Source organism: Pseudomonas sp. NFX71, assembly GCF_048079215.1.
In the GTDB taxonomy this organism is placed as follows: domain Bacteria; phylum Pseudomonadota; class Gammaproteobacteria; order Pseudomonadales; family Pseudomonadaceae; genus Aquipseudomonas; species Aquipseudomonas fluorescens_B.
Genome location: NZ_CP182230.1, coordinates 4298562 through 4317112, shown reverse-complemented (window position 1 = coordinate 4317112; position 18551 = coordinate 4298562). Strand labels below are relative to the sequence as shown.

23 protein-coding genes and 5 pseudogenes are annotated in these 18551 nt (G+C 54.3%); 21 read left to right on the top strand and 7 right to left on the bottom strand.

What is annotated here, in order from left to right:
- Positions 1 to 54 precede the first annotated feature (54 nt).
- Positions 55 to 396, bottom strand: a complete 342-nt coding sequence (locus ACM1ZW_RS20175) for a hypothetical protein (protein ID WP_416739162.1) — start codon at positions 394 to 396, stop codon at positions 55 to 57.
- 474 nt (positions 397 to 870) lie between these two features.
- Between ACM1ZW_RS20175 and ACM1ZW_RS20170 the strand changes: the two genes are divergently transcribed.
- Both ACM1ZW_RS20170 and ACM1ZW_RS20165 read left to right on the top strand, forming a co-directional pair.
- Positions 871 to 1146, top strand: a complete 276-nt coding sequence (locus ACM1ZW_RS20170; protein WP_416739161.1) for a hypothetical protein — start codon at positions 871 to 873, stop codon at positions 1144 to 1146.
- A 48-nt stretch (positions 1147 to 1194) separates the two neighbouring features.
- A complete protein-coding gene (locus ACM1ZW_RS20165; RefSeq protein ID WP_416739160.1) occupies positions 1195 to 2217 on the top strand; it encodes a DUF4238 domain-containing protein in 1023 nt (340 codons plus the stop codon).
- Positions 2218 to 2318: 101 nt separating this feature from the next.
- On the opposite strand, the gene ACM1ZW_RS20160 is transcribed toward ACM1ZW_RS20165, so the two are convergent.
- The gene (locus ACM1ZW_RS20160) at positions 2319 to 2960 is read right to left on the bottom strand and encodes a DUF1109 domain-containing protein (RefSeq protein ID WP_416739159.1); all 642 of its coding nucleotides are present in this window, start codon (positions 2958 to 2960) and stop codon (positions 2319 to 2321) included.
- A complete protein-coding gene (locus ACM1ZW_RS20155) occupies positions 2957 to 3529 on the bottom strand; it encodes a sigma-70 family RNA polymerase sigma factor (protein ID WP_172792168.1) in 573 nt (190 codons plus the stop codon). Before ACM1ZW_RS20155 ends, ACM1ZW_RS20160 begins: the two co-directional genes overlap by 4 nt.
- A 75-nt stretch (positions 3530 to 3604) precedes the next feature.
- On the opposite strand from ACM1ZW_RS20155, the gene ACM1ZW_RS20150 reads away from it, so the two are divergent.
- From ACM1ZW_RS20150 to ACM1ZW_RS20125, 6 genes and pseudogenes are all read left to right on the top strand, one after another.
- The gene (locus tag ACM1ZW_RS20150) at positions 3605 to 3742 is read left to right on the top strand and encodes a hypothetical protein (RefSeq protein WP_161599957.1); all 138 of its coding nucleotides are present in this window, start codon (positions 3605 to 3607) and stop codon (positions 3740 to 3742) included.
- 36 nt (positions 3743 to 3778) lie between these two features.
- Positions 3779 to 4051 (top strand): DUF2282 domain-containing protein, encoded by a 273-nt coding sequence (locus ACM1ZW_RS20145; protein ID WP_416739158.1) that lies wholly within the window; start codon positions 3779 to 3781, stop codon positions 4049 to 4051.
- A 28-nt stretch (positions 4052 to 4079) separates the two neighbouring features.
- Positions 4080 to 4934: a DUF692 domain-containing protein gene (locus ACM1ZW_RS20140; RefSeq protein WP_416739157.1), complete on the top strand. Its 855-nt coding sequence runs from the start codon at positions 4080 to 4082 to the stop codon at positions 4932 to 4934.
- Entirely contained in the window at positions 4931 to 5698 is a 768-nt protein-coding gene (locus tag ACM1ZW_RS20135) for a putative DNA-binding domain-containing protein (RefSeq protein WP_416739156.1), read from the top strand. Before ACM1ZW_RS20140 ends, ACM1ZW_RS20135 begins: the two co-directional genes overlap by 4 nt.
- A gap of 20 nt (positions 5699 to 5718) precedes the next feature.
- On the top strand, positions 5719 to 6192 hold the full coding sequence (locus ACM1ZW_RS20130; protein WP_416739155.1) for a DoxX family protein: 474 nt from the start codon (positions 5719 to 5721) through the stop codon (positions 6190 to 6192).
- Between the two features lie 517 nt (positions 6193 to 6709).
- Positions 6710 to 6998: pseudogene (locus ACM1ZW_RS20125) on the top strand (helix-turn-helix transcriptional regulator); the annotation flags it as partial.
- Positions 6999 to 7040: 42 nt separating this feature from the next.
- On the opposite strand, the gene ACM1ZW_RS20120 reads toward ACM1ZW_RS20125, so the two are convergent.
- Positions 7041 to 7445, bottom strand: a complete 405-nt coding sequence (locus ACM1ZW_RS20120; RefSeq protein WP_416739154.1) for a nuclear transport factor 2 family protein — start codon at positions 7443 to 7445, stop codon at positions 7041 to 7043.
- Positions 7446 to 7629: 184 nt separating this feature from the next.
- The gene (locus ACM1ZW_RS20115) at positions 7630 to 8085 is read right to left on the bottom strand and encodes a MarR family winged helix-turn-helix transcriptional regulator (protein WP_416739153.1); all 456 of its coding nucleotides are present in this window, start codon (positions 8083 to 8085) and stop codon (positions 7630 to 7632) included.
- Between the two features lie 156 nt (positions 8086 to 8241).
- On the opposite strand from ACM1ZW_RS20115, the gene ACM1ZW_RS20110 reads away from it, so the two are divergent.
- The 6 genes and pseudogenes from ACM1ZW_RS20110 to ACM1ZW_RS20085 all read left to right on the top strand — a co-directional run bounded on the left by ACM1ZW_RS20110 (position 8242) and on the right by ACM1ZW_RS20085 (position 12068).
- Positions 8242 to 9012: an alpha/beta fold hydrolase gene (locus tag ACM1ZW_RS20110; RefSeq protein WP_416739152.1), complete on the top strand. Its 771-nt coding sequence runs from the start codon at positions 8242 to 8244 to the stop codon at positions 9010 to 9012.
- Between the two features lie 285 nt (positions 9013 to 9297).
- Positions 9298 to 9569, top strand: a pseudogene (locus ACM1ZW_RS20105) (DDE-type integrase/transposase/recombinase); the annotation flags it as partial.
- Positions 9570 to 9571: 2 nt separating this feature from the next.
- A pseudogene (locus ACM1ZW_RS20100) lies at positions 9572 to 9991 on the top strand (Mu transposase domain-containing protein); the annotation flags it as partial.
- Positions 9991 to 10167 (top strand): annotated as a pseudogene (locus ACM1ZW_RS20095) (ATP-binding protein); the annotation flags it as partial. The pseudogenes ACM1ZW_RS20100 and ACM1ZW_RS20095, both read left to right, overlap by 1 nt.
- A gap of 196 nt (positions 10168 to 10363) precedes the next feature.
- Positions 10364 to 10873 carry a hypothetical protein gene (locus ACM1ZW_RS20090; protein ID WP_416739151.1) on the top strand — a complete coding sequence of 170 codons (510 nt, stop codon included), beginning with the start codon at positions 10364 to 10366 and terminating at the stop codon, positions 10871 to 10873.
- A 139-nt stretch (positions 10874 to 11012) separates the two neighbouring features.
- On the top strand, positions 11013 to 12068 hold the full coding sequence (locus ACM1ZW_RS20085) for a linear amide C-N hydrolase (RefSeq protein ID WP_416739150.1): 1056 nt from the start codon (positions 11013 to 11015) through the stop codon (positions 12066 to 12068).
- A 417-nt stretch (positions 12069 to 12485) separates the two neighbouring features.
- On the opposite strand, the pseudogene ACM1ZW_RS20080 reads toward ACM1ZW_RS20085, so the two are convergent.
- Together ACM1ZW_RS20080 and ACM1ZW_RS20075 are read right to left on the bottom strand one after the other, a co-directional pair.
- A pseudogene (locus tag ACM1ZW_RS20080) lies at positions 12486 to 13490 on the bottom strand (ABC1 kinase family protein).
- Between the two features lie 311 nt (positions 13491 to 13801).
- On the bottom strand, positions 13802 to 14266 hold the full coding sequence (locus ACM1ZW_RS20075) for a DUF3429 domain-containing protein (protein WP_416739149.1): 465 nt from the start codon (positions 14264 to 14266) through the stop codon (positions 13802 to 13804).
- Between the two features lie 296 nt (positions 14267 to 14562).
- Here ACM1ZW_RS20075 and ACM1ZW_RS20070 point away from each other — a divergent pair, with 296 nt between their 5' ends.
- The 7 genes from ACM1ZW_RS20070 to ACM1ZW_RS20040 all read left to right on the top strand — a co-directional run bounded on the left by ACM1ZW_RS20070 (position 14563) and on the right by ACM1ZW_RS20040 (position 18517).
- Positions 14563 to 15009 carry a thiol-disulfide oxidoreductase DCC family protein gene (locus ACM1ZW_RS20070; protein ID WP_416739148.1) on the top strand — a complete coding sequence of 149 codons (447 nt, stop codon included), beginning with the start codon at positions 14563 to 14565 and terminating at the stop codon, positions 15007 to 15009.
- 162 nt (positions 15010 to 15171) lie between these two features.
- Positions 15172 to 15729, top strand: a complete 558-nt coding sequence (gene folE / locus ACM1ZW_RS20065; RefSeq protein WP_416739147.1) for a GTP cyclohydrolase I FolE — start codon at positions 15172 to 15174, stop codon at positions 15727 to 15729.
- 35 nt (positions 15730 to 15764) lie between these two features.
- Complete coding sequence (locus tag ACM1ZW_RS20060) at positions 15765 to 16475, top strand: SDR family NAD(P)-dependent oxidoreductase (RefSeq protein WP_416739146.1); 711 nt, start codon at positions 15765 to 15767, stop codon at positions 16473 to 16475.
- A gap of 14 nt (positions 16476 to 16489) precedes the next feature.
- Positions 16490 to 16795, top strand: a complete 306-nt coding sequence (locus ACM1ZW_RS20055) for a DUF6482 family protein (RefSeq protein ID WP_416739145.1) — start codon at positions 16490 to 16492, stop codon at positions 16793 to 16795.
- Positions 16796 to 16820: 25 nt separating this feature from the next.
- On the top strand, positions 16821 to 17060 hold the full coding sequence (locus ACM1ZW_RS20050) for a hypothetical protein (RefSeq protein WP_416739144.1): 240 nt from the start codon (positions 16821 to 16823) through the stop codon (positions 17058 to 17060).
- Positions 17057 to 17197, top strand: a complete 141-nt coding sequence (locus ACM1ZW_RS20045) for a DUF2256 domain-containing protein (protein ID WP_416739143.1) — start codon at positions 17057 to 17059, stop codon at positions 17195 to 17197. Before ACM1ZW_RS20050 ends, ACM1ZW_RS20045 begins: the two co-directional genes overlap by 4 nt.
- A 195-nt stretch (positions 17198 to 17392) precedes the next feature.
- On the top strand, positions 17393 to 18517 hold the full coding sequence (locus ACM1ZW_RS20040; protein WP_416739142.1) for an HDOD domain-containing protein: 1125 nt from the start codon (positions 17393 to 17395) through the stop codon (positions 18515 to 18517).
- The last annotated feature ends 34 nt before the right edge of the window (positions 18518 to 18551 follow it).

Here is an 18551-nt window from a genome sequence, read left to right as displayed (position 1 = left end):
CGCGCAGCTAGTCCATCCCGCTAACGCGGAATGAGGCTCAATGTGGGACAGGAATCAAACGCGGGGCGGTCGCCATACCCCGGACGGGGTTTGTACGGGTAGGGAATCGCTGAAGAAGGAAAGCACTACGGGGCTGAATACGGTTACTGGAGGCTTGAAGATCGAGACTTGCAGCATGCCGCCCGTCTTGCATTCCTGGCCCGGCTTACAAGGTTTGCCGTGCTCGGAAGGGCTTTTCATGTCGTTGCAGCAGTCCATGCCCATGTCGTCCATCATCGCCATACCCATCGTCTTCATTGGGCACGATTCTGTCGGTGCTTGGACACCCGCCATCCCGCTGAGGGGAAGCGCCAAGCTAATCATGAAGATGATGCAAAACCGCAGATAGCGTTTCATGGGCTGGAGTGTAGTCGCTGCAAATGGCTCTTACAATCGGATGAAGTCGACCCCAATGGCCGAGTGATGCGATAAAACACAGCCTGAATTAAGCCAATATTACCGACCTTAAACAAAAGTATCTGACATGCAGTTTCTGGATCTGCAATTTGTTCAAAACAGATCTAGGCGCCACTCAAGCCAATCCAGCCGTGACGCAGGACTTCACCTGAACGGTTGCGTCAATTGGTTATCTCAGCTGCCATTGCATAAGGACAGTGCTGACAGCCAAACCGAATGTAAGGACTCCAATTCCAAGGGTAACCACGATAAGCTGAGCACGTTTCCACAAGGCTAATCTCCCGTTTCGACTACTCAACGAATGGTGAGTACAACCATGCGAGCAATTACCAAGCCAGTTGGTAGGATCAGGTATAGACATTACGACATTGCGACGAAACGCCCTCTTCGGGGACGGTAGACTCATATTGCTTAATGCCCCCCCAAAAAAGCGGGGGGACTTTCCCTACATACGCTGCTGAGTTGCCGAAGCTGGTGCTGGTGCTGGTGCTGGTGCTGGTGCTGGTGCTGGTGCTGGTGCTGGTGCTGGTGCTGGTATTGGAGTTATGGCTTACTTTTTCCGTCAACTGTCCTTCACAAAGGGCGGCTTTGGGTCGATTACAGGCTTTCGTGGAAGGCAACAATCAGACAAAAAAGGTTTCGTTGTCTCCAAAAACCAAGAGTGAATTCAGCCAGCCCACCCATCAGTAACAGATATGATCGCACTGGCCGGATTCTTCAAATTTGCGAGATCTTGGAATGCCGCAACTACGCAAAGACAATCACTACGTACCAAAGCTCTACCTGAAACAATGGGCGAACAACGGCAAAATCCCTACTTATCGCTTGCTAGTACAGAATGAAAACGTTCCCCTCTGGAGGGAGCAATCCCTGAAAGGAATCGCCTACCACCAACATCTCTACACCTACTTGGCAGGCCAAGAAGAGACGGATGAGTTCGAACGTTGGCTCGACAGTGAATTTGAAAATCCTGCTGAAGAAGCCATCCGCCGAGTTGTCCGTGAAGAGCGCCTTTTACCTGAACACTGGAGACGGCTTGTACGTTTCGCGGCTGCCTTAGATGTCCGCACTCCCGCTCGCCTTAGGCAGTTCATTCGTAACCAGAACGAGACATTGGAAGCGTTGATGGATGAGACCATGCAACGTTCAGTCCGCGATATGGAAGAGGCAGTTGGAAGGAACGAGCGGCTTGCATGTGGCTCAGAGGATGACGATGCTCTCTCCCTCTTCAAGATATCTATCGAGCCTCTACAGGACGGCGGCGGACAGGTAAAAGCCGAGACCATCATCGGCAGACGGATGTGGATATGGCAAATGAGGCATTTGTTAACAAAAACTTTAGGTCGTGTACCGGCACACAAATGGACAATTTTGCATGCTCCGCCTGGCATGTCATGGCCGACATCAGACAACCCACTAATACGTCTTAATTTCCAAGACTCAGAAAACTATGACTTTGGTGGCGGTTGGGGAGTCAAGAACGGAGACATACTCCTGCCTTTGAGCCCGAAACACCTTCTTCACACGTCCATCGGTAACCGAGCATGGCGCCGAGGTACGACACCTGATCTTAAGACCTATGGGCTGATACGAAAGATCATAATCGAGCACGCTGATCGATATGTCTTCGCTCAAGCCCCCGGTGATATCCACTTGATTAGACCCAGACTGGTTTGCCCGAAGACCTATGCAAATGAACTGGAGACCTGGCAGAACTGGCATCGCTCTCAGTGCCAAGCCGAAATAGAGCTAAAGCGATAAATTGTCACTCTGGGATGTGAGCTGGCAATAATGTACTCATCTCAAATTTGCGACGATGGTCAGTTGTGGAGTCGCTGTATAACTAGCGACTTTCAACCCCACTACCATTGAAGCCAGCGCGGTCCGAGCAGCGCACCGATAACGGTTGGTATCAACATCCCAAGCAAGTACCAGACGCCCCAGAACGGGACTTCCATTTCAGGGCAATGCAGGCAATAAGCAATGGTAGCCATCGCCCCTGAAAGCAGTCCGCCGCAGGCGCCGGCCAGTCTCAGGCGAGTGGGTGCCAACCCGCGCAGCGCCCAAAAGACAGCAATGAACCCCGGAATCGAAAGCAAGGTGATGTTCAGCGTACACACGCGCCAGGTTTTACCGAAGATCATCGAAGCACGCACGTCCGGGGCTGCTGTCATCAGGACATAGAGGGCGCCGGCCCACACCGCTGCAACCGCAGTAATGACCAGCAGTTGTCCGGCGCCAGGCGTAAGTCCGGGCCTCGCGAGGCGCACAACCTGGCTCAACGCGCCGACCATCAGGCACAGGGGTAAGGCAATCTTCGCCCAGAAAATCGGAGTTGCCGCCACTGCGGCCAGATCCGGACGTGCGCCGAACATGACCATCACCAGCAAGAAGGCCGTTATCAGGCCGACCAGCACCGAGACGCCGAAACGCTTGGCTAGCGCATGCCGGTCGACCGGTGTAACACCGGTCGCCAGCATGGAAATAAGATCGTCAGTTTTCATCGTGTACCTCTAATCCTCTCGGCCAACGCCTTAAGCCCGCGATGGATGCCAATCTTTACCGCTGACTCCGAAAGCCCGGTCATTTGCGCGGACTCGGCGACCGACAAGCCTTCAAGCTTTACCTGCTGAATCGGCAAACGCTGCCGGTCAGGCAGTTGCTCTAGTAACTTGCCGAGGTCGCGATGGGCCTGCTCCGGCTCTAGATGAGGCTCGGCAAACAGCTCCGCCACATCGTCGAGCGAGTCATTGAGCACTTCATTGCGTGACCTACCACGAAAAAAATCCGTGAGTTTGTAGCGGGTGATGGCAAACACCCAGGCCGTCAGCGGTTGGTCCGCACGGTACGTTTGTCGACCGTTATGGACGGCCAGCAAAACCTCTTGCAGCAAATCCTCGACTTCACCCGGTTGCCGCTGAAGTCGGGTTCGAACAAAGCCGCGTATATGACCACTCAGCTCCTTGAGGAAAGTGCCATAAGCCCGCTCGTCTCCGCCCAGGCCCGCGAGGAACAAAGTCTGAAGATGAATTTCCCGGCTGCGCAATGCGTCGTTATGTGTAGTTCGTTCCATCGTCCACTCTGGTTACACGAGGATGAAAATATTCTGTACTTGCATAACGCCAGCGCCAATAACGGGCGGTGGATCATGCTTGCCGCCAAAGGCATAAGGCAACAAGCAGATTCATTTTGCGGTTCTAAAAAATATTTTGCGATGGCTGTAACCGGATTTGAAAACTCAGCGAACTACCTTTCGGATCTGAAGCACAGCGCACTCCTGCACTGATGCGAGGACCCACCCTCATGATCCCGGAGAATAACCATGAACAATCTGAAGCTTGCTGCCATCGCCGTTGCCTTTTCCTCCTTTGCTGCCGGCGCCATTGCCGCCGAGACCCCAGCCGCCGCAGGCGCCATGGAAAAATGCTACGGCGTCGCCATGGCCGGTCAGAACGATTGCAAGGCCGGTGCAGGTACAACATGCGCAGGTACGGCAAAAATGGATTACCAGCCTAATGCCTGGAAAAACGTTCCCGCTGGCACTTGCACCACCATCAAGACACCAAAAGGCACCGGCACCCTCACACCAATGTAACGTCAACGCCACGGGGCACGTACTTATCATGAGCAAGGCATTCCAGATCGGGGCCGGACTTGGCCTCAAACCGAATCATTACCAAGAGGCCCACGACTGCACGGTCGAAGGTCTCTGGTTCGAAGTTCATCCGGAAAACTACATGGTTGGTGGCGGCCCCCGTCTGGCATGGCTGGAGGCCATTGGCGAGCGGCACCCATTGTCGTTGCACGGGGTGTCACTTTCGCTGGCGGCCGATTGCCCGCCGGACCCGGAGCACTTGAAACGCCTGAAACAGCTCGCTGATCGCGTTCAACCGGCACTGATTTCCGAGCACCTGGCCTGGTCAGCCTGGCGCGAACAATACCACCCCGACCTGTTGCCTTTTCCCCGAACAAATGAAGCGTTACAGCGAATAGCAAGCAATATCCAGCGCACACAAGACGCCCTCGGACGTCGCATTGCCATCGAAAACCCGACCCATTATTTGCACCTGGACGGGCATGACTACAGCGAACTGGAGTTTCTCACCGAATTGAGCACGGTGACTGGTTGCGGCTTGTTGCTGGACGTCAACAACGTGCACATCAGTGCGCACAACCTGGGTTTTAACGCCGCCGATTATCTGGATGCCTTTGCGGCCGACGCCATCATGGAGATTCATCTGGCGGGGTTCACCAAGGATCCGGGTGAATCCTCGTTACTGATCGACAGCCATGATGCCCCTGTCGCCGAAGATGTCTGGTCACTGTACCAGCGGCTGATCGAGCGGATCGGCCAGCGTCCGACACTGATCGAACGCGACGACCATATCCCCGCTTTCGACGTTTTACTGGCCGAGCGCAACCGAGCGCAGACGTTATTGAACCTTGGGCAAAATCAGCGAATGAAGGTGGCGATATGAAGCCCTCTCTCGCAAGCTTTCAGGATGCCTTCGTCGATGCGTTATACGGCACTGAATCATCCACGATGGATTCGCTGACCCAACAACCAGGCTTTGCGGTCTATCGCAATACCGTACTCAAAGGCACGACGGATGCGTTGCTAGCCAACTTCCCTACCGTAGAGCGCCTGGTGGGCACTGACTGGCTAAAAAGCGCCGCCGCCATACATGCTCGGCTTTCACCTCCAACAGATGCACGTTTACTGAGTTACGGAGCGGGCTTCCCCGACTTTCTCGACAAATTCGAGCACGCGCAAGACATGCCGTATCTGGGCGACGTCGCCCGTCTGGACCTGCTCTGGACACAGGTTCATTGCGCCGCTGATGAGCCTGGTCTTGGGCTGAACGACTTGGCGCAGATTCCCGCTACGGAATTGGGCAACTTGCGGCTTAAACCACGGGACACCGCCCGTTGGGTCTGGTTGCCGGACTGTCCCGCGTACACGATCTGGTGCGTCAATCGTGAACAACGGGAAATGCCTGAAAACCTCGAATGGCAAGGTGAAGGTGCACTACTGACACGCAAGTCCGGCCGCGTGCATTGGCAAGCTGCCAGTGCCGCAGACTGTGCCTTTCTCGACGCCTGCGCGGCCCACCTGCCCCTCGATGTAGCCGCTGACTGGGCCATTGATGTCGAGTCTGACCTGAACTTGGAAAACCTCATTATTCGCCTGGTGAGTGCTGACGCGTTTGTAACGGCGGAACTCCTGACAACCAATTGCTGAAGCCATCAACGGAGCACAGCATGGATACCATCCACACCCGCCCACCTGTCGACGACAATTCCCTGCGTGGCCTTTGGAACCGCGTTGCAACCCGATTGGGCGATCTGATCAGCGATTCGTTTCTGGTGTTGGTGGCGCGCATCGCCATCGCCGCCATTTTTTTCATGTCAGGGCGCACCAAAGTCAGCGACATTCTGACGATTACACCGAGTACCTACGAACTGTTCCGAACGGAATACGCCTTGACCCTGATCTCTCCAGAACTGGCGGCACACCTTGCGACTTACAGCGAGCACCTATTTCCACTGCTCCTGGTGCTCGGCCTGTTCACCCGTTTATCCGCCTTGGCATTGCTGTGCATGACCTTTGTCATCCAGGTTTTCGTTTACCCCGATGCTTGGCCGACTCATCTTTCCTGGGCTGGCTTGCTGTTGCTCATCGTCGCGCGCGGTGCAGGAACACTTTCGCTGGATCGCAGACTGGGCATCCGGTGAACGATTCACATATGGAGAAACTCTTGGGCAGAAGTATGCGATTAGTTGACGGCACCCCGACGGCGACCGTCCACACGTTTCCGAGTCTTTAAATGTGAGGTGATTGGCCCTATTAACCGAGCACTACTGGCGTAAGGCCAGCAACGCCAAGTCGTTTTGGCTGTGCCGCAATATAGTGCGCTAAAAACCCTGATCGAGGACACGCAAATGGTTGCGGTAATTCTTGATTACGTAGCTAAGACTATAATTCGCTGAGGTTACCTGCGGATGGATGCCCTTCCGTTGAGCATCCTTGCGCTCGACCTATCGATGTCATGGAGTGCGACTTCAGATACGGATCCTGGTGAACGCTGGTTACGTTCCCGTATCAGTAGTCATCTTTGTGAAAAAGGTGCAGCCATCGGGCACCTTGTTTCAGCCAAGGAAGCAGCATAATATTTTGCTCATCAATTGAATAGTAAACCCCCTCACTATTGCACTAAGTGAAAGATGAAACTGCTGGCATGCCATCCAGCTGTCCATGCTGACGGATCCTGCGCATGAGTGGACCGTTGACGGTCTCGCTGAAACCGCAAGCATGTCTCGCGCAAAGTTTATGCTAGCCTTCGTACGGGTGGCTGGAGTTTCACCTTGGGTACTATTGACTCAGGTCCGAATGGAGTTGGCGGTCAAACCTGCTAAACCATTCACATTTGGGTTTGAGCGACATTACTTCGTAAGTCGGGTCTCAATCCCAAGCGGCTTTCAGCAAAGAACTCAAGGAAAAATACGGTGAAGCACCTGGGAGAGTGAGACGGGAGATGTAACATCTCCGACATTTCCATATGCCGGACGATGAGCAAGATTTATTAGCCTCGTGCGGCTTGGGATACGGTAAAGCTATCCTCCAACATTCGAAAGCTCGTAATCAATCCGTCATCTACCTCTAGCACCAGTACAAATGACGTTTCAATACGTTTACCCGTGGCTTTTACAACTGACGCAAGGTCACCAAGTATCAATGCGCGATGCTCATTCGCAAGGATATCGTGGACGTTGAGACTCTCGCTTGTTATCAACGCCGCAGTATCTCTTATGAAGTCAACAATAGCCTCTCGGCCTATTTTTTTACCAAGCCATGGCAGTGCCCCCTCATCACCCGCAATTTCCCAACGCGCGTCCTCAGCAAATAGATGAGCCAGTGCTTGAGAGTCTCCAGCACCCAGTTTTTGTAAGAAGTTCTGTGCAAATTCTAGATTGTTTTGCCCATTCATGATCATTAAGTCTCTGGTCGTTTTGAGAAGTCATTGTCGAATAATGGGTAGGCGCTTTTCTAGTAATTACCAGTTGGTAAGTGCCCTAGGAGTATAGAGGACGATAAACCGTTTTGATCTGCACCATAAACACCCTGCCGCATGCCTGGCGGGTCCATTTTCAATTAGCGCCAACAAGATGAGGTTATCTCCCCTCAATTAACCGGTCACGGATACCAGCAACCGCAGCCTGAATCGCCATGACATTTTCTGCGGTCATTCCTACTGCCGACTGGATACAACCCGGAACTTTAAGTGCGTCAGACTTCAATGCCCTGCCCTTGTCCGTCAGCCTGACCCGCACCTGACGCTCATCTTTCGGATCCCGGCAGCGGCTGATAAGTCCCGCGCCTTCCATACGCTTAACTAATGGCGTGAGTGTGCTCGACTCCAGAAATAGCCTGCTACCCAGATCCTTGATGATCTGATCATCCTTCGCCCAAAGCGCCACCATCAGCAAATACTGCGGATACGTCAGACCTATTGCCTCCAAAATCGGACGGTAGAACTGCGTAAGCGCATGTCCCGTTGAGTAGATCGTGAAGCATAAAAACTCATTCAGTGGCGCGAAATCGTCTTCCGGAATATTCAATTGGGTCACCTGTTTCTCCCTCGCTACGTAGGGGACGCAAATTATTACGTGCACGATTCAATCGCAAGCTATTGACAACAGATTTTATCTGTCGCACGATCATTACCATAGCGATTGATTAGCGCACAAGATATTAAGCAGTTCCACTCACTGGTAGACACTCAAATGAAAAAGATTCTCTCGGGCTTGGCCCTCGCAACTGCCATCACTGCCGCAACCCTTGCACACGCCGCTGACGTAAAGCCAACCGTGATCCTTGTGCACGGCGCTTTCGCTGATTCGTCAAGTTGGAATGGCGTTGTGAAAATTCTGGAAAAGGACGGCTACCCCGTCATCGCAGCGGCGAATCCACTGCGTGGTGTTACCAGTGACGCCCAGTCTGTTGCAAGCATCGTCAAAAACATCAAGACGCCTGTTGTCCTGGTCGGTCACTCGTATGGCGGACCTGTGATTTCTGAAGCCGCTTATGGCAACTCAAACGTGAAGAGCTTGGTATTCGTCGCAGCGTTTGCGCCAGAGGCTGGCGAAACGGCAGCGGAATTGTCTGGCCGCTTCCCAGGCGGAACGCTTGCATCTGCGCTAGCTGCACCCGTTGATCTTGCTGACGGTGGGAAAGATCTCTACATCCAGCAGGATAAATTCCATAAACAGTTTGCTGCCGATGTATCCGAAGCTGACGCTCGGCTAATGGCTGCTGGTCAGCGCCCTGTCACCGTCGCTGCTTTGAATGAAGCAGCCACCACGCCGGCTTGGAAAACCGTTCCATCGTGGTTTGTTTACGGCGACAAAGACAAGAACATCCCACCTCAGGCCCTGGCGTTCATGGCTGAGCGTGCGCACTCCAAGCAAACTGTCGTGGTCAAGGGTGGCTCACACGTTGTGATGGTATCCAATCCAAAGGCCGTAGCTGACCTGATTGATAAGGCGGCAAAATAAACTTGAAATTGCTGCCATGAGGTTTACCGATTGGCAGCGGCCTGTTATTGGAAAGTGACAGATGCTCTTGATTCACAGTTTTTTCACACGCATCTGATTACATTGATCCCAGCTCCTTCTAAACCCTTTAGCCCGCGCTCCCCACGCGGGCTTTTCTTTGCCTAAGTGCTTGAGCCTGTTATGTCGCGAGGTTATCGCCGCACCAGACTTGATTGGGTGCTGGCACGTCGAACTCGCGGTTCAATGTGTTCGGGATATCCAGTCTTTCTACTGTTGCTCCTTTGTAAGCCAGCAGTCGCCTCACCCAATTTACTGAAGCGCCAGTTCGATGTCGTAGAACCCAACAAAGTGTGGGTCACCGACATCACCTACATTCGCACGCACGAAGGCTGGCTTTATTTGGCTGTGGTGCTGGATCTGTTTTCTCGTCAGGTCGTTGGCTGGTCAATGAAGTCGCAGATGACCAGTGATCTGGCCATTGACGCGTTATTGATGCGTTATTGATGGCGGTTTGGAGGCGTAAGCCGAAACAGGAGGTGATGGTTCACTCCGACCAAGACAACGCTGCCGTGCGCTCTGGGACGAACTGATGCACCCGCAGTACAACGGGCTGACCGTGGCGGACGTCCTTGAGCTGGAACGCGCTGAATTGATGCCGATGCCGACTGCCTTTGATGGCTACGTCGAGCGCACCGTACGGGTCTCCAGCACCTGCCTGATCAGCATGGCGCGAAATCGCTATTCGGTGCAGTGTGAGCGGGTCGGCCAGTGGGTCAGCAGCCGTTTTTATCCTTCCCGGGTGGTGGTCATCGCCGTTGAAACGACGTTTGCCAGCCACGAGCGTCTGTTTGATCGAGATCGGGTCAGTTTTGACTGGCAGCATTACATCCCGCTTATCGAGCGCATGCCTGGAGCGCTGCGCAATGGCGCTCCGTTTGCTGATCTGGCGAAGCCGTTGCAGATGCTAAAACGCGGTCTGACGCCAAGATGACAACGGCGTTGCTGGATCGGCTGACACACCACTGCCACATCGTCGAAACGGGCAACGAGTCATACCGCCTGCAACACAGCAGCTTAGTCCCCCAGACCAAAATCAAATCACGTGAGCGAAAGCGCAAGGACAATGATGGTGCCGAGGACGATGAGCTGTTTTGATCTGCACCGAAAATACCCTGCCGCATGCCCACATGCGGTGGGGCTTTAATGCCTCTTCCACCGGGACACGACTGCTAAGCTTATCTAAAATTGCGGACGCCAAAATCAGCAATCCGCCCTGGGTCAATTTTCAATCGGCAGGGTGGGGTCAGTTTTTAATCAGCGCGACAAGCCGTTCTCCGATGTAGTAGATGATATGAACTTTGGTGGCTTCATAAATGTTTGGGGACGCTATGAACGCTTCGTCCTCTCGGACGACATCATGTATGTCGATGCGACATATATCGATAATTTCGGCCCGCTGCCTGCATTCTCGATTCCCGACCTTGGCGTAATACCGCCAGGCGGCAACATCGATGCGAAGGTCGACACAAAACAATTCACCGCAACCCTCATGGGAGGTTACCGGGTCATCAATGCACCTGGGCTCAGCCTCGATGCCCTGGCCGGGGCCCGCGTTTGGCACATCTCTAACAGGATGAAGGTTACCGGGAGCCTTGGCGGCCTAAGCAAGTCTGCCAGCTACCGCGAAAGCTTCAGCTGGGTCGAGCACTGGTCGGCCTGCGTGCATTCCTTCCCATTACGCAAAAGCTCTCCGTTCAGGGTCAGGCCGACATCGGTGGGTTTGGCGCAGGCTCCGACTTCACATGGTCGGCTCTGGTTACCGTTAATTATGCTTTCAGAGATAGCCTTTCCACCTCCGTAGGCTATAAGTTGCTCGACGTAGATTACGATTACAACGGCCACCTCTACGACACACGCCTCAGCGGCCCGGCACTCGGAATGACCTATCAGTTTTGATCAGCTAAGGCTTCACACAGCCGTCCCAAGGATTGGTATTCGCCATGTCTAAATTCGCAATCACGCTCACCACCTTAATTGCAGCCGCCGCCCTGCTATGCGCCGAAGTCCAGGCCTGTACAAGGGCTGTTTATCATGGCCCTGATGGGAGGAATATTACCGGCCGCAGTATGGACTTCAAGGATGCCATGGTTAGCAACTTCTGGGTCTTCCCTCGCGGGATGAAGCGCAATGGAGCCTCCGGTTCGCGCTCACTTGAATGGACATCTAAGTTCGGCAGCCTCGCCGTGTCTGGCTATGACATTTCGACGGTTGACGGCATGAACGAGGCCGGCCTAAACGCCAGCCTGCTTTGGCTGAACGCCACAGAGTTTCCCGAGGACGACGGGAAGACGCCTCGCATGTCACTCTCAATCTGGGCACAGTTCTATCTTGATCAGTTCGCGACGGTATCAGAGGCGGTCGAATATACGCGCAGCCATCCCGTGCAGGTGGTAAGCGGTGAAGTACCCGGCCGACCCGGCAGCCTCGCGCCGTTGCATTTGACGCTCTCCGATGCCTCCGGCGACAGCGCTGTGCTGGAGTGGATCGGCGGAAAGCTGAGCATTCATCATGACCGCAAACACCAAGTAGTGACGAACGACCCACCCTATGGCAGCCAACTCGCCAACCAGAAATACTGGAGCGCGGTCGACTCACTCAACTTCCTGCCCGGCAGTGGCCGCTCCGAAGACCGCTTCGTGCGCGCGGGTTTTTACATCAACGCGGTAACCCAAAGCGACGACCCGCGAATCGCCAACGCAGCTGTATTCAGCGTGATCCGCAACGCTTCGGTACCCTATGGCGTAAGCCTTCCTGAAGCACCGAATCTTTCCACAACCCGCTGGCGTGTGGTTGCTGATCAGAAAAGCATGCTCTTCTATGGCGAATCGGCAACTTCACCCAACGTCTTCTGGGTGGACTTAAAGAAGCTTGACTTCACTGAAGGTGCACATGTCCGAAAACTCGACCTCGGGGTGGACATGAACCGTATCCTTACCGGGGAGGCATCGGGCCAATTCGTTACCGAAAAGCCGTTCAACTTTATGGCCGTCGAATGACACTCACCAAAGATTCGTAGTACTCCGAGAGTGGCTAAGCTTGCCGCATTCTTCTGCGATGACAACCGAATCTACTTGTGGACGAGGTTGGAGTTGAGGCTGTGGCTGAGGGCCACGCTGGTGATTGAAACGCCGGGCTGGACACACTCTTGAACCTGGGCTTTGAAGGGGTGGAATACGAACGGCGTGTTCGCTGCATGGAATACCCGCTCAGTATGCTAGAACTGGTGCCTACCTAAATTTGAGTGCACACGATGTCCTGGCTTTTCCGGGGAGGGTAGATGACTTGGGTGGACGCATACGCTGGCTCGTCAGCTAATGCCAGACTATCGACGATCCTATCAACTCATGAGGCCATTTATTCTCGGCTAGGGATCTAATCAATATCTAAGGCGATCATTTTGTTCCATAAAACGCTCAAATCACGTAAGACTTGAATAGCTTCCGGACATTCACCCGCGCCTTCAGCTTCGCGGCCAGCAGGTACAAACCTGCCACCTTGCGATGCAGAAACAGCACATCAACCGGTGGTGTGTGCCAGAAGTCGCGGTCGAGACCTAGTTCCCAACCGGTATCACGCAGGCGTACGACCAGGTCAGACGTCGCAAAGTCATAGGCACCTTGATGCCTCAGTGGCTCGCAGGCCTGCGTAATGAGATCAGTGAGTACCGCTCTGTGTTTGGGGAGCGTTTCAGGCTGAAAGTAGCCGACTTCCAGCGCGGCATTAGTGATGGCGGCACGGTCTTCATGCAGGCCTGCAATCAACAAGCGGCGATAAGCCTCGGTAGTGTTGCGGTCATAAAGTCGCGTGGCGCCGAAGTCCAACAATACCATCCGGCTGGAGTCTTGCTGATAACGGTAGTTGGCAAAGTTAGGGTCGGTCTGCACGCACTGGAACTCGAACACCTCGCGCAGAAACAGGCCGAATAGCAACATGATGATCCGGTCGCGCTCTGCCTGGGGCGCGTGCTCTAGTGACTCCACCGCGACTCCGTCAACGTAGGACATCACCAAAATATTCGTCGTGCTGAACTGGGCATGCGCATGTGGAACCAGAAAGTCAGGGCTGTCGGCCAACAGTTGTTCAAAGCGCCGTAAGTGCTCAGTTTCCTTTAGGTAGTCGGCTTCATCCTGGAGCTGACGCTTGGCCTCTTGGAGCAGTGGGGTGACGTCCATGCCGTTAGGAAGCAACCCGGACATGCGCAACAAGGTTGCAACGTTATCGACGTCGCTAGAAATACTTTCGCGCACGCCTGGGTATTGAACCTTGATCGCTAGGCGTTGGCCGTCTTTACCTTTCGCCACATGCACCTAGCCGATCGACGCTGCCGCCAATGGCGTGAAGGAAAACCGCTCGAAGCGCCCTTCCCAGCCCTTTCCCCAGCTTTCGTTGAGGACTGCCACCAACTGGCTCATGGGCATCGGATGTGCGTCGCAACGCAGACGAGAAAGGATCTCGCTGAACTCACGCGGCATCAAATCACCTGCATCCATCGATAACAACTGCCCAACCTTCATGGCGGCGCCACGCAGTTGCGACAGTTGCTCGACCACCCGATGCACATTGCCCGACGTCAACATCAGTTCGCTGAGCACCGGACGTTTGCCCTGAACCCACTGCCGAGCGCCTTCGGCTAGCATGCCGCCCGCGATGCCCGAGGCCAAACTGCCAAAACGCATCAATCGCGATAAGCGACCGCCCGGCACGGGCAACGAGCCGGGCTCACGAGGCTTCATGAGTGAAGCACCTCAACGATCGCGGCAAGCAGTAAGCAGACGCTCGCCACGAGGGTCAGCCTTAATCGCATCGGCAGGTACCAGGCGGGCAAGCTCATGCTCTGCAACAGCTGCCGGTCCTGCCGGAGGTGGACAACAAAGCCGATGACCAAGAGCAAGCAGCCCAATGGCATTGGCAGTAACGTGGCAATCCAAGCGACAAGCGCCGGAATGACACTCCAGATGAACCGATCTCTGCTCTGCTCGGCGCTAATGTCCTGCACTGTCATCGCGAAGCCCCAGTGTAAGGCGCCGACGAAGCTCAGGATGACTGCGCCATAGTTAACAAGCGCCATCGCAAACAACGGCCGATAGTCGAGAGAGAACGGGATCAGCAACGCCAGACAAATAAACGGAAACAAACCGCCGTAACCCAACAGGCTGACATGCCTTGGCAGAGAGGCTGAAGGCAATATGTTCATAGGTGTTCCTTGCAGTGAGCGACACTCAAAACTGTAGGCATAAAAGCCTCGCTTGGGCCAAATATTGATGGCGATACGACACTGGGGCTAGCGTAATGCGTCGGTTTGCAGGATTAGGTCATTGCCCCTTGCTGCCTATAGTCCGAAAGCGTCCATCGATAAAGGCGATCGTGTCCACGTATTTTTGATTGGACAACATTGCCCATATCGCTGGGATCGAGTAACCCACCATTAGGCCATTGTCAGGTCGCTTTTTTGCGCCTATCTTGTACAAAACCTATACAAGACCATTAGCCATGTACAGTAAAGAGCATTGGCCACTGACCCTGTACTTTGACCGCAAATGTCCGTTGTGCGCGCGTGAAATCACGATCCTGCGCCGACACGCGGCAGAAAGCCGTCTGCTGTTTGTTGACATCAACAATGCTGACTTCGACGCCAATGTGCTTGGTTTCACATTCGAGCAAATGCAGGCTTCGCTACATGCCTGTTTCGCCGATGGCCGCTGGGTTAAAGGCCTGGACGCCACCCTGTGGAGCTGGCGTGCTGCCGGCCTTGGATTTTGGGCCAAGCCGTTGACATGGCGAGCACTCCGACCGCTGCTTGCCCTTGGTTACCGCCTGTTCTGCCGCATACGTCCACATCTGGCGTGGTTTCCTCACCCTGATGGCCGCCGTCGCTGTGTCGATGACCGTTGCGGGTGGCCGGAGTCAAAACCCGCACCAGACGAGCGCCCACTTTGAAATCAAAGCAAACCTGGAAAGCCTCGACTTCTTATTAGCCTGACGAAGGACCTTGGGAACAGCTGATCTGGTGAACAACTTGTTTTCGGGAGAGCAGCAGTCACTCTCCTACTGCGAAGGATTGCCGCCACATTAAGCGCATCATGGCTGCCAGGAATGTAAATGAACCCATCAATAGCCGACCATTACCGTGAGACTCTTTTCGCCGTAGGCGAGAACCCTGAGCGTGAAGAACTTCTGGACACGCCCAAGCGCGCAGCCAAAGTGATGCAGTGCCTGTGCAACGGCTACAAGCTGAGTTTGGAGGAAGTCATCAACGGCGCACTGTTCAAATCGCTTAACGATATAGTCATCGTGCGGGATATCGAACTGTATTCATTGAGCGAGCACCACATGCTGCCCTCCATCGGCAAAGCTCATGTCGCATACATCCCCACCAGTAGGGTACTGAGCCTGTCGAAGGTCGTACGAGTGGTCTATATGTTTGCCCGCCGTCTGCTGATTCAGGAGAACCTCACAAAACAAATTGCCGACGCCATTCAACAAATCACCGATGCCACCGGCGTGGCTGTGACCATCGAGGCCAAGCTCATGTGCATGATGATGCGGGGTGTGGAGATGCAAAATTCGGTGATGGCCTCATCGATCATGCAGGGCGCCTTTCTCGAGTCATCCGCTACGCGTCACCGGTTCCTGCAACTGATTGGGCTACGCAGTTAAAGCCCAGAAATCGCACAAGGTGTGGGAGAGGCGAAATGAACAATTCCTTTGAGATGAACTCACTTGGCTACGGCTACCGCGCCTTAGTAATAGGCGCGAGTGGAGCGCTCGGCGCGGCGTTTTGTGAGTCGCTCAACGCAGATCCAAAATGCTCGGTTGTTCGTGAACTAGGGCGCAACAGTGCTCCAGGATTGGATCTGGAAAAGCCGGACAGTATCGCCAGCGCAGCCGCCGAATTAGCCGAAGAAGCCCCATATCAGTTGATTTTGCACGCTGCCGGTCTGCTCCATCGCGACGATACCAAGCCTGAAAAAAGTTACACCTCTATTGAAGCGGATGCGCTTCAGGCGATATTCCAAGTCAACACACTCGGGCCTGCACTGATTTTGCGTCACTTCTTGCCCTTGCTTGACGCTCGCGGCGCAATGGCGGTGCTCTCCGCCAAGGTCGGCAGTATTGGCGATAACCGTCTGGGCGGCTGGTATGCCTATCGCGCCTCCAAGGCAGCGTTGAACATGTTGATTAAAACGGCTGCGATTGAACTGGCACGAACACGCCCTCAGACCCGCTTGCTGAGTCTTCATCCAGGTACAGTCATTTCGGGCCTGTCCCAGCCCTTTAAAGGCGCTTCTGCCGCCAGGCCTGCAAGCCTCGCTGCCCGCGAATTGTTATCACTGATTGACCGCTTGGCACCCGCCGACAGCGGCAATTTCTTTGCTTATAACGGAGAACGCCTACCGTGGTAGGCAGGGAGTGAGCCTTGAATCTGCAAGCGTTGACCGAACGGGCCGCGAATGGCGAGGTACGAGAGCTGGAGCTGCTGTCTCTGGAAGGCGGTCTTTATCTGGCGCGAGTCGGGCTGGATCACGGCCAGTTTACGCTGCTGGACGACGAAGCGAGGCCTATGCGCCTTCGCTCTATCAATCACCTGCGTGACTTGTTGCAGTTTGTCCCGCCATTTCCCTGCGTGCTTGTGCAGCAGTGCGTTCATGACGAGATGTGCGGTTCACGTGACGAGCCCATTGGGTCGTTACGCATTCCTTTCTCGCTGACTGCGCCTTGGTGAATAACCTTCCGATGGACTCCGTCGAATGAATAAGACTCACCGACTATGCCTGATCTTGGGCGACCAGTTGTCTTTTGACCTGGCCTCATTGAAGGGGCTGGACAGCGAGCGCGACCTGTTGCGCAGCAATCAGCGCATGGGCATGGGCATGGGCATGGGCATGGTCTACAAAAACCTCGACCGCATGAATGCACCCAAGCAGCAGGCGCTCTGGGATCGCGGCCAGAAACTGCTCGCAAAACTAGACGCCGGGGTATCGTTTTGAAGAAGAGTGAACTGCCCGCGAAGGCGTGTGCGGCATGCGGGCGGCCCTTCTCTTGGCGCAAGAAATGGTCGCGCTGCTGGGCTGAGGTCCGCTATTGCTCAGAGCGTTGCCGGCTGCGCAGGCGCGTTGAAAACTGAGTGTTCATGCCAGATATGGATACTCAGTGCCGCATGCTTGTCAACCTCGAACTTAGGTCGTTTGGCATGGTGCGTTATAACTGCAAAACACTGCCTTGGTCGATGCAAATGGCTTCAAAAAAAACTATTTTTGCCTTTGGCTGATATTTTTACCGACGAAATACAACAGCATTAAAATCCGGTGAGGACTACCGAATGCGTGTGATGATTCTGGAAGATGATCCTTGGATATCAGATCTTTTAAAACAGCTGGTATTGAGCATTCGCTCGCTTGCACAAGTCGATTGCTTTACTGATGTGGCCAGTGCTTCAGCTGCTTGGCAGCAGGGTGAATATCAGTTAGTCATGGCTGACTGGAATCTCCCAGATGGTTCGGGCGTAGGCCTGTTGCAGAGAATCCGCGACAAAGATAAAAACATGCCACTGATTATGATCACCGGACGCGCCGACCGAGACAGCGTACTTGCAGTAAGGCCGCTGAGAATTAGCGCATTTTTCACCAAACCATTTCAGGTTCAGCGCGTCGTGCAATGCCTGGATGCGCTCCTTCCGTTTGATGCCCCACCCCGAGCCAACACGATCAATCCAGAAGACCTGATTACCTATTTAAATGGTTTGTCCGCAGGTGAGTTGGACTTGCCATTGCTCGCGTCCGTAAAGGAAAAGCTACAGCTAGGTTATGACGGGGCCATTTTGGATTTACGAGAACTAGCCGATGAATGGCATAACGACCCGGCGCTGTGCGCCCATCTGATCGCAGCAGCCAACAGTACAGTTTATCTAGGGCTGGGCCAGCCATGCAAGAGCCTGAGCGCGGCCCTCTCCCGTTTAGGCGGGCTCACCAGCGTGAATTTGGCGATGAGCCAAGCCTTGCGACAGACCACTGTTCAGACTAACACCATGCTTATGACATCCATCCAGGCACATCTTGATGATGCCGAGCGTTTGGCTGAAAGGGTCGTACGCTTGGCCCAACTATGCGGCCTGGATCCTGCTCCGCTGCAAACTGCCGCCCTGTTGCACCGCATGGGCGAACTCTGCGTGCTTTACCAAACTCAGAAATGGGAGAACCAGGGCAATAGCGTGAGTGAAGAAACGCTTTCGCACGCTGTCCGTGATTTTTCAGCGCCTTTTGCCGTTCGATTGAAGGCGAGTTGGGGACTGCCCATGGTCCTACGTGAACTGATTGGTGCGATCTATGTAATGCCCTCCCTGCAAGTGCGCCGCGAACAGGTACTGATGCGCTTAGCTGCTGCCATGTGTAACGGTGAACCTGAAACAGACGTTGAAAGACTTCAGCGTTTGGCCGGTCTGACCTGATCGTATTCTGGACTTCCAAGCAGAGTAACGCTGA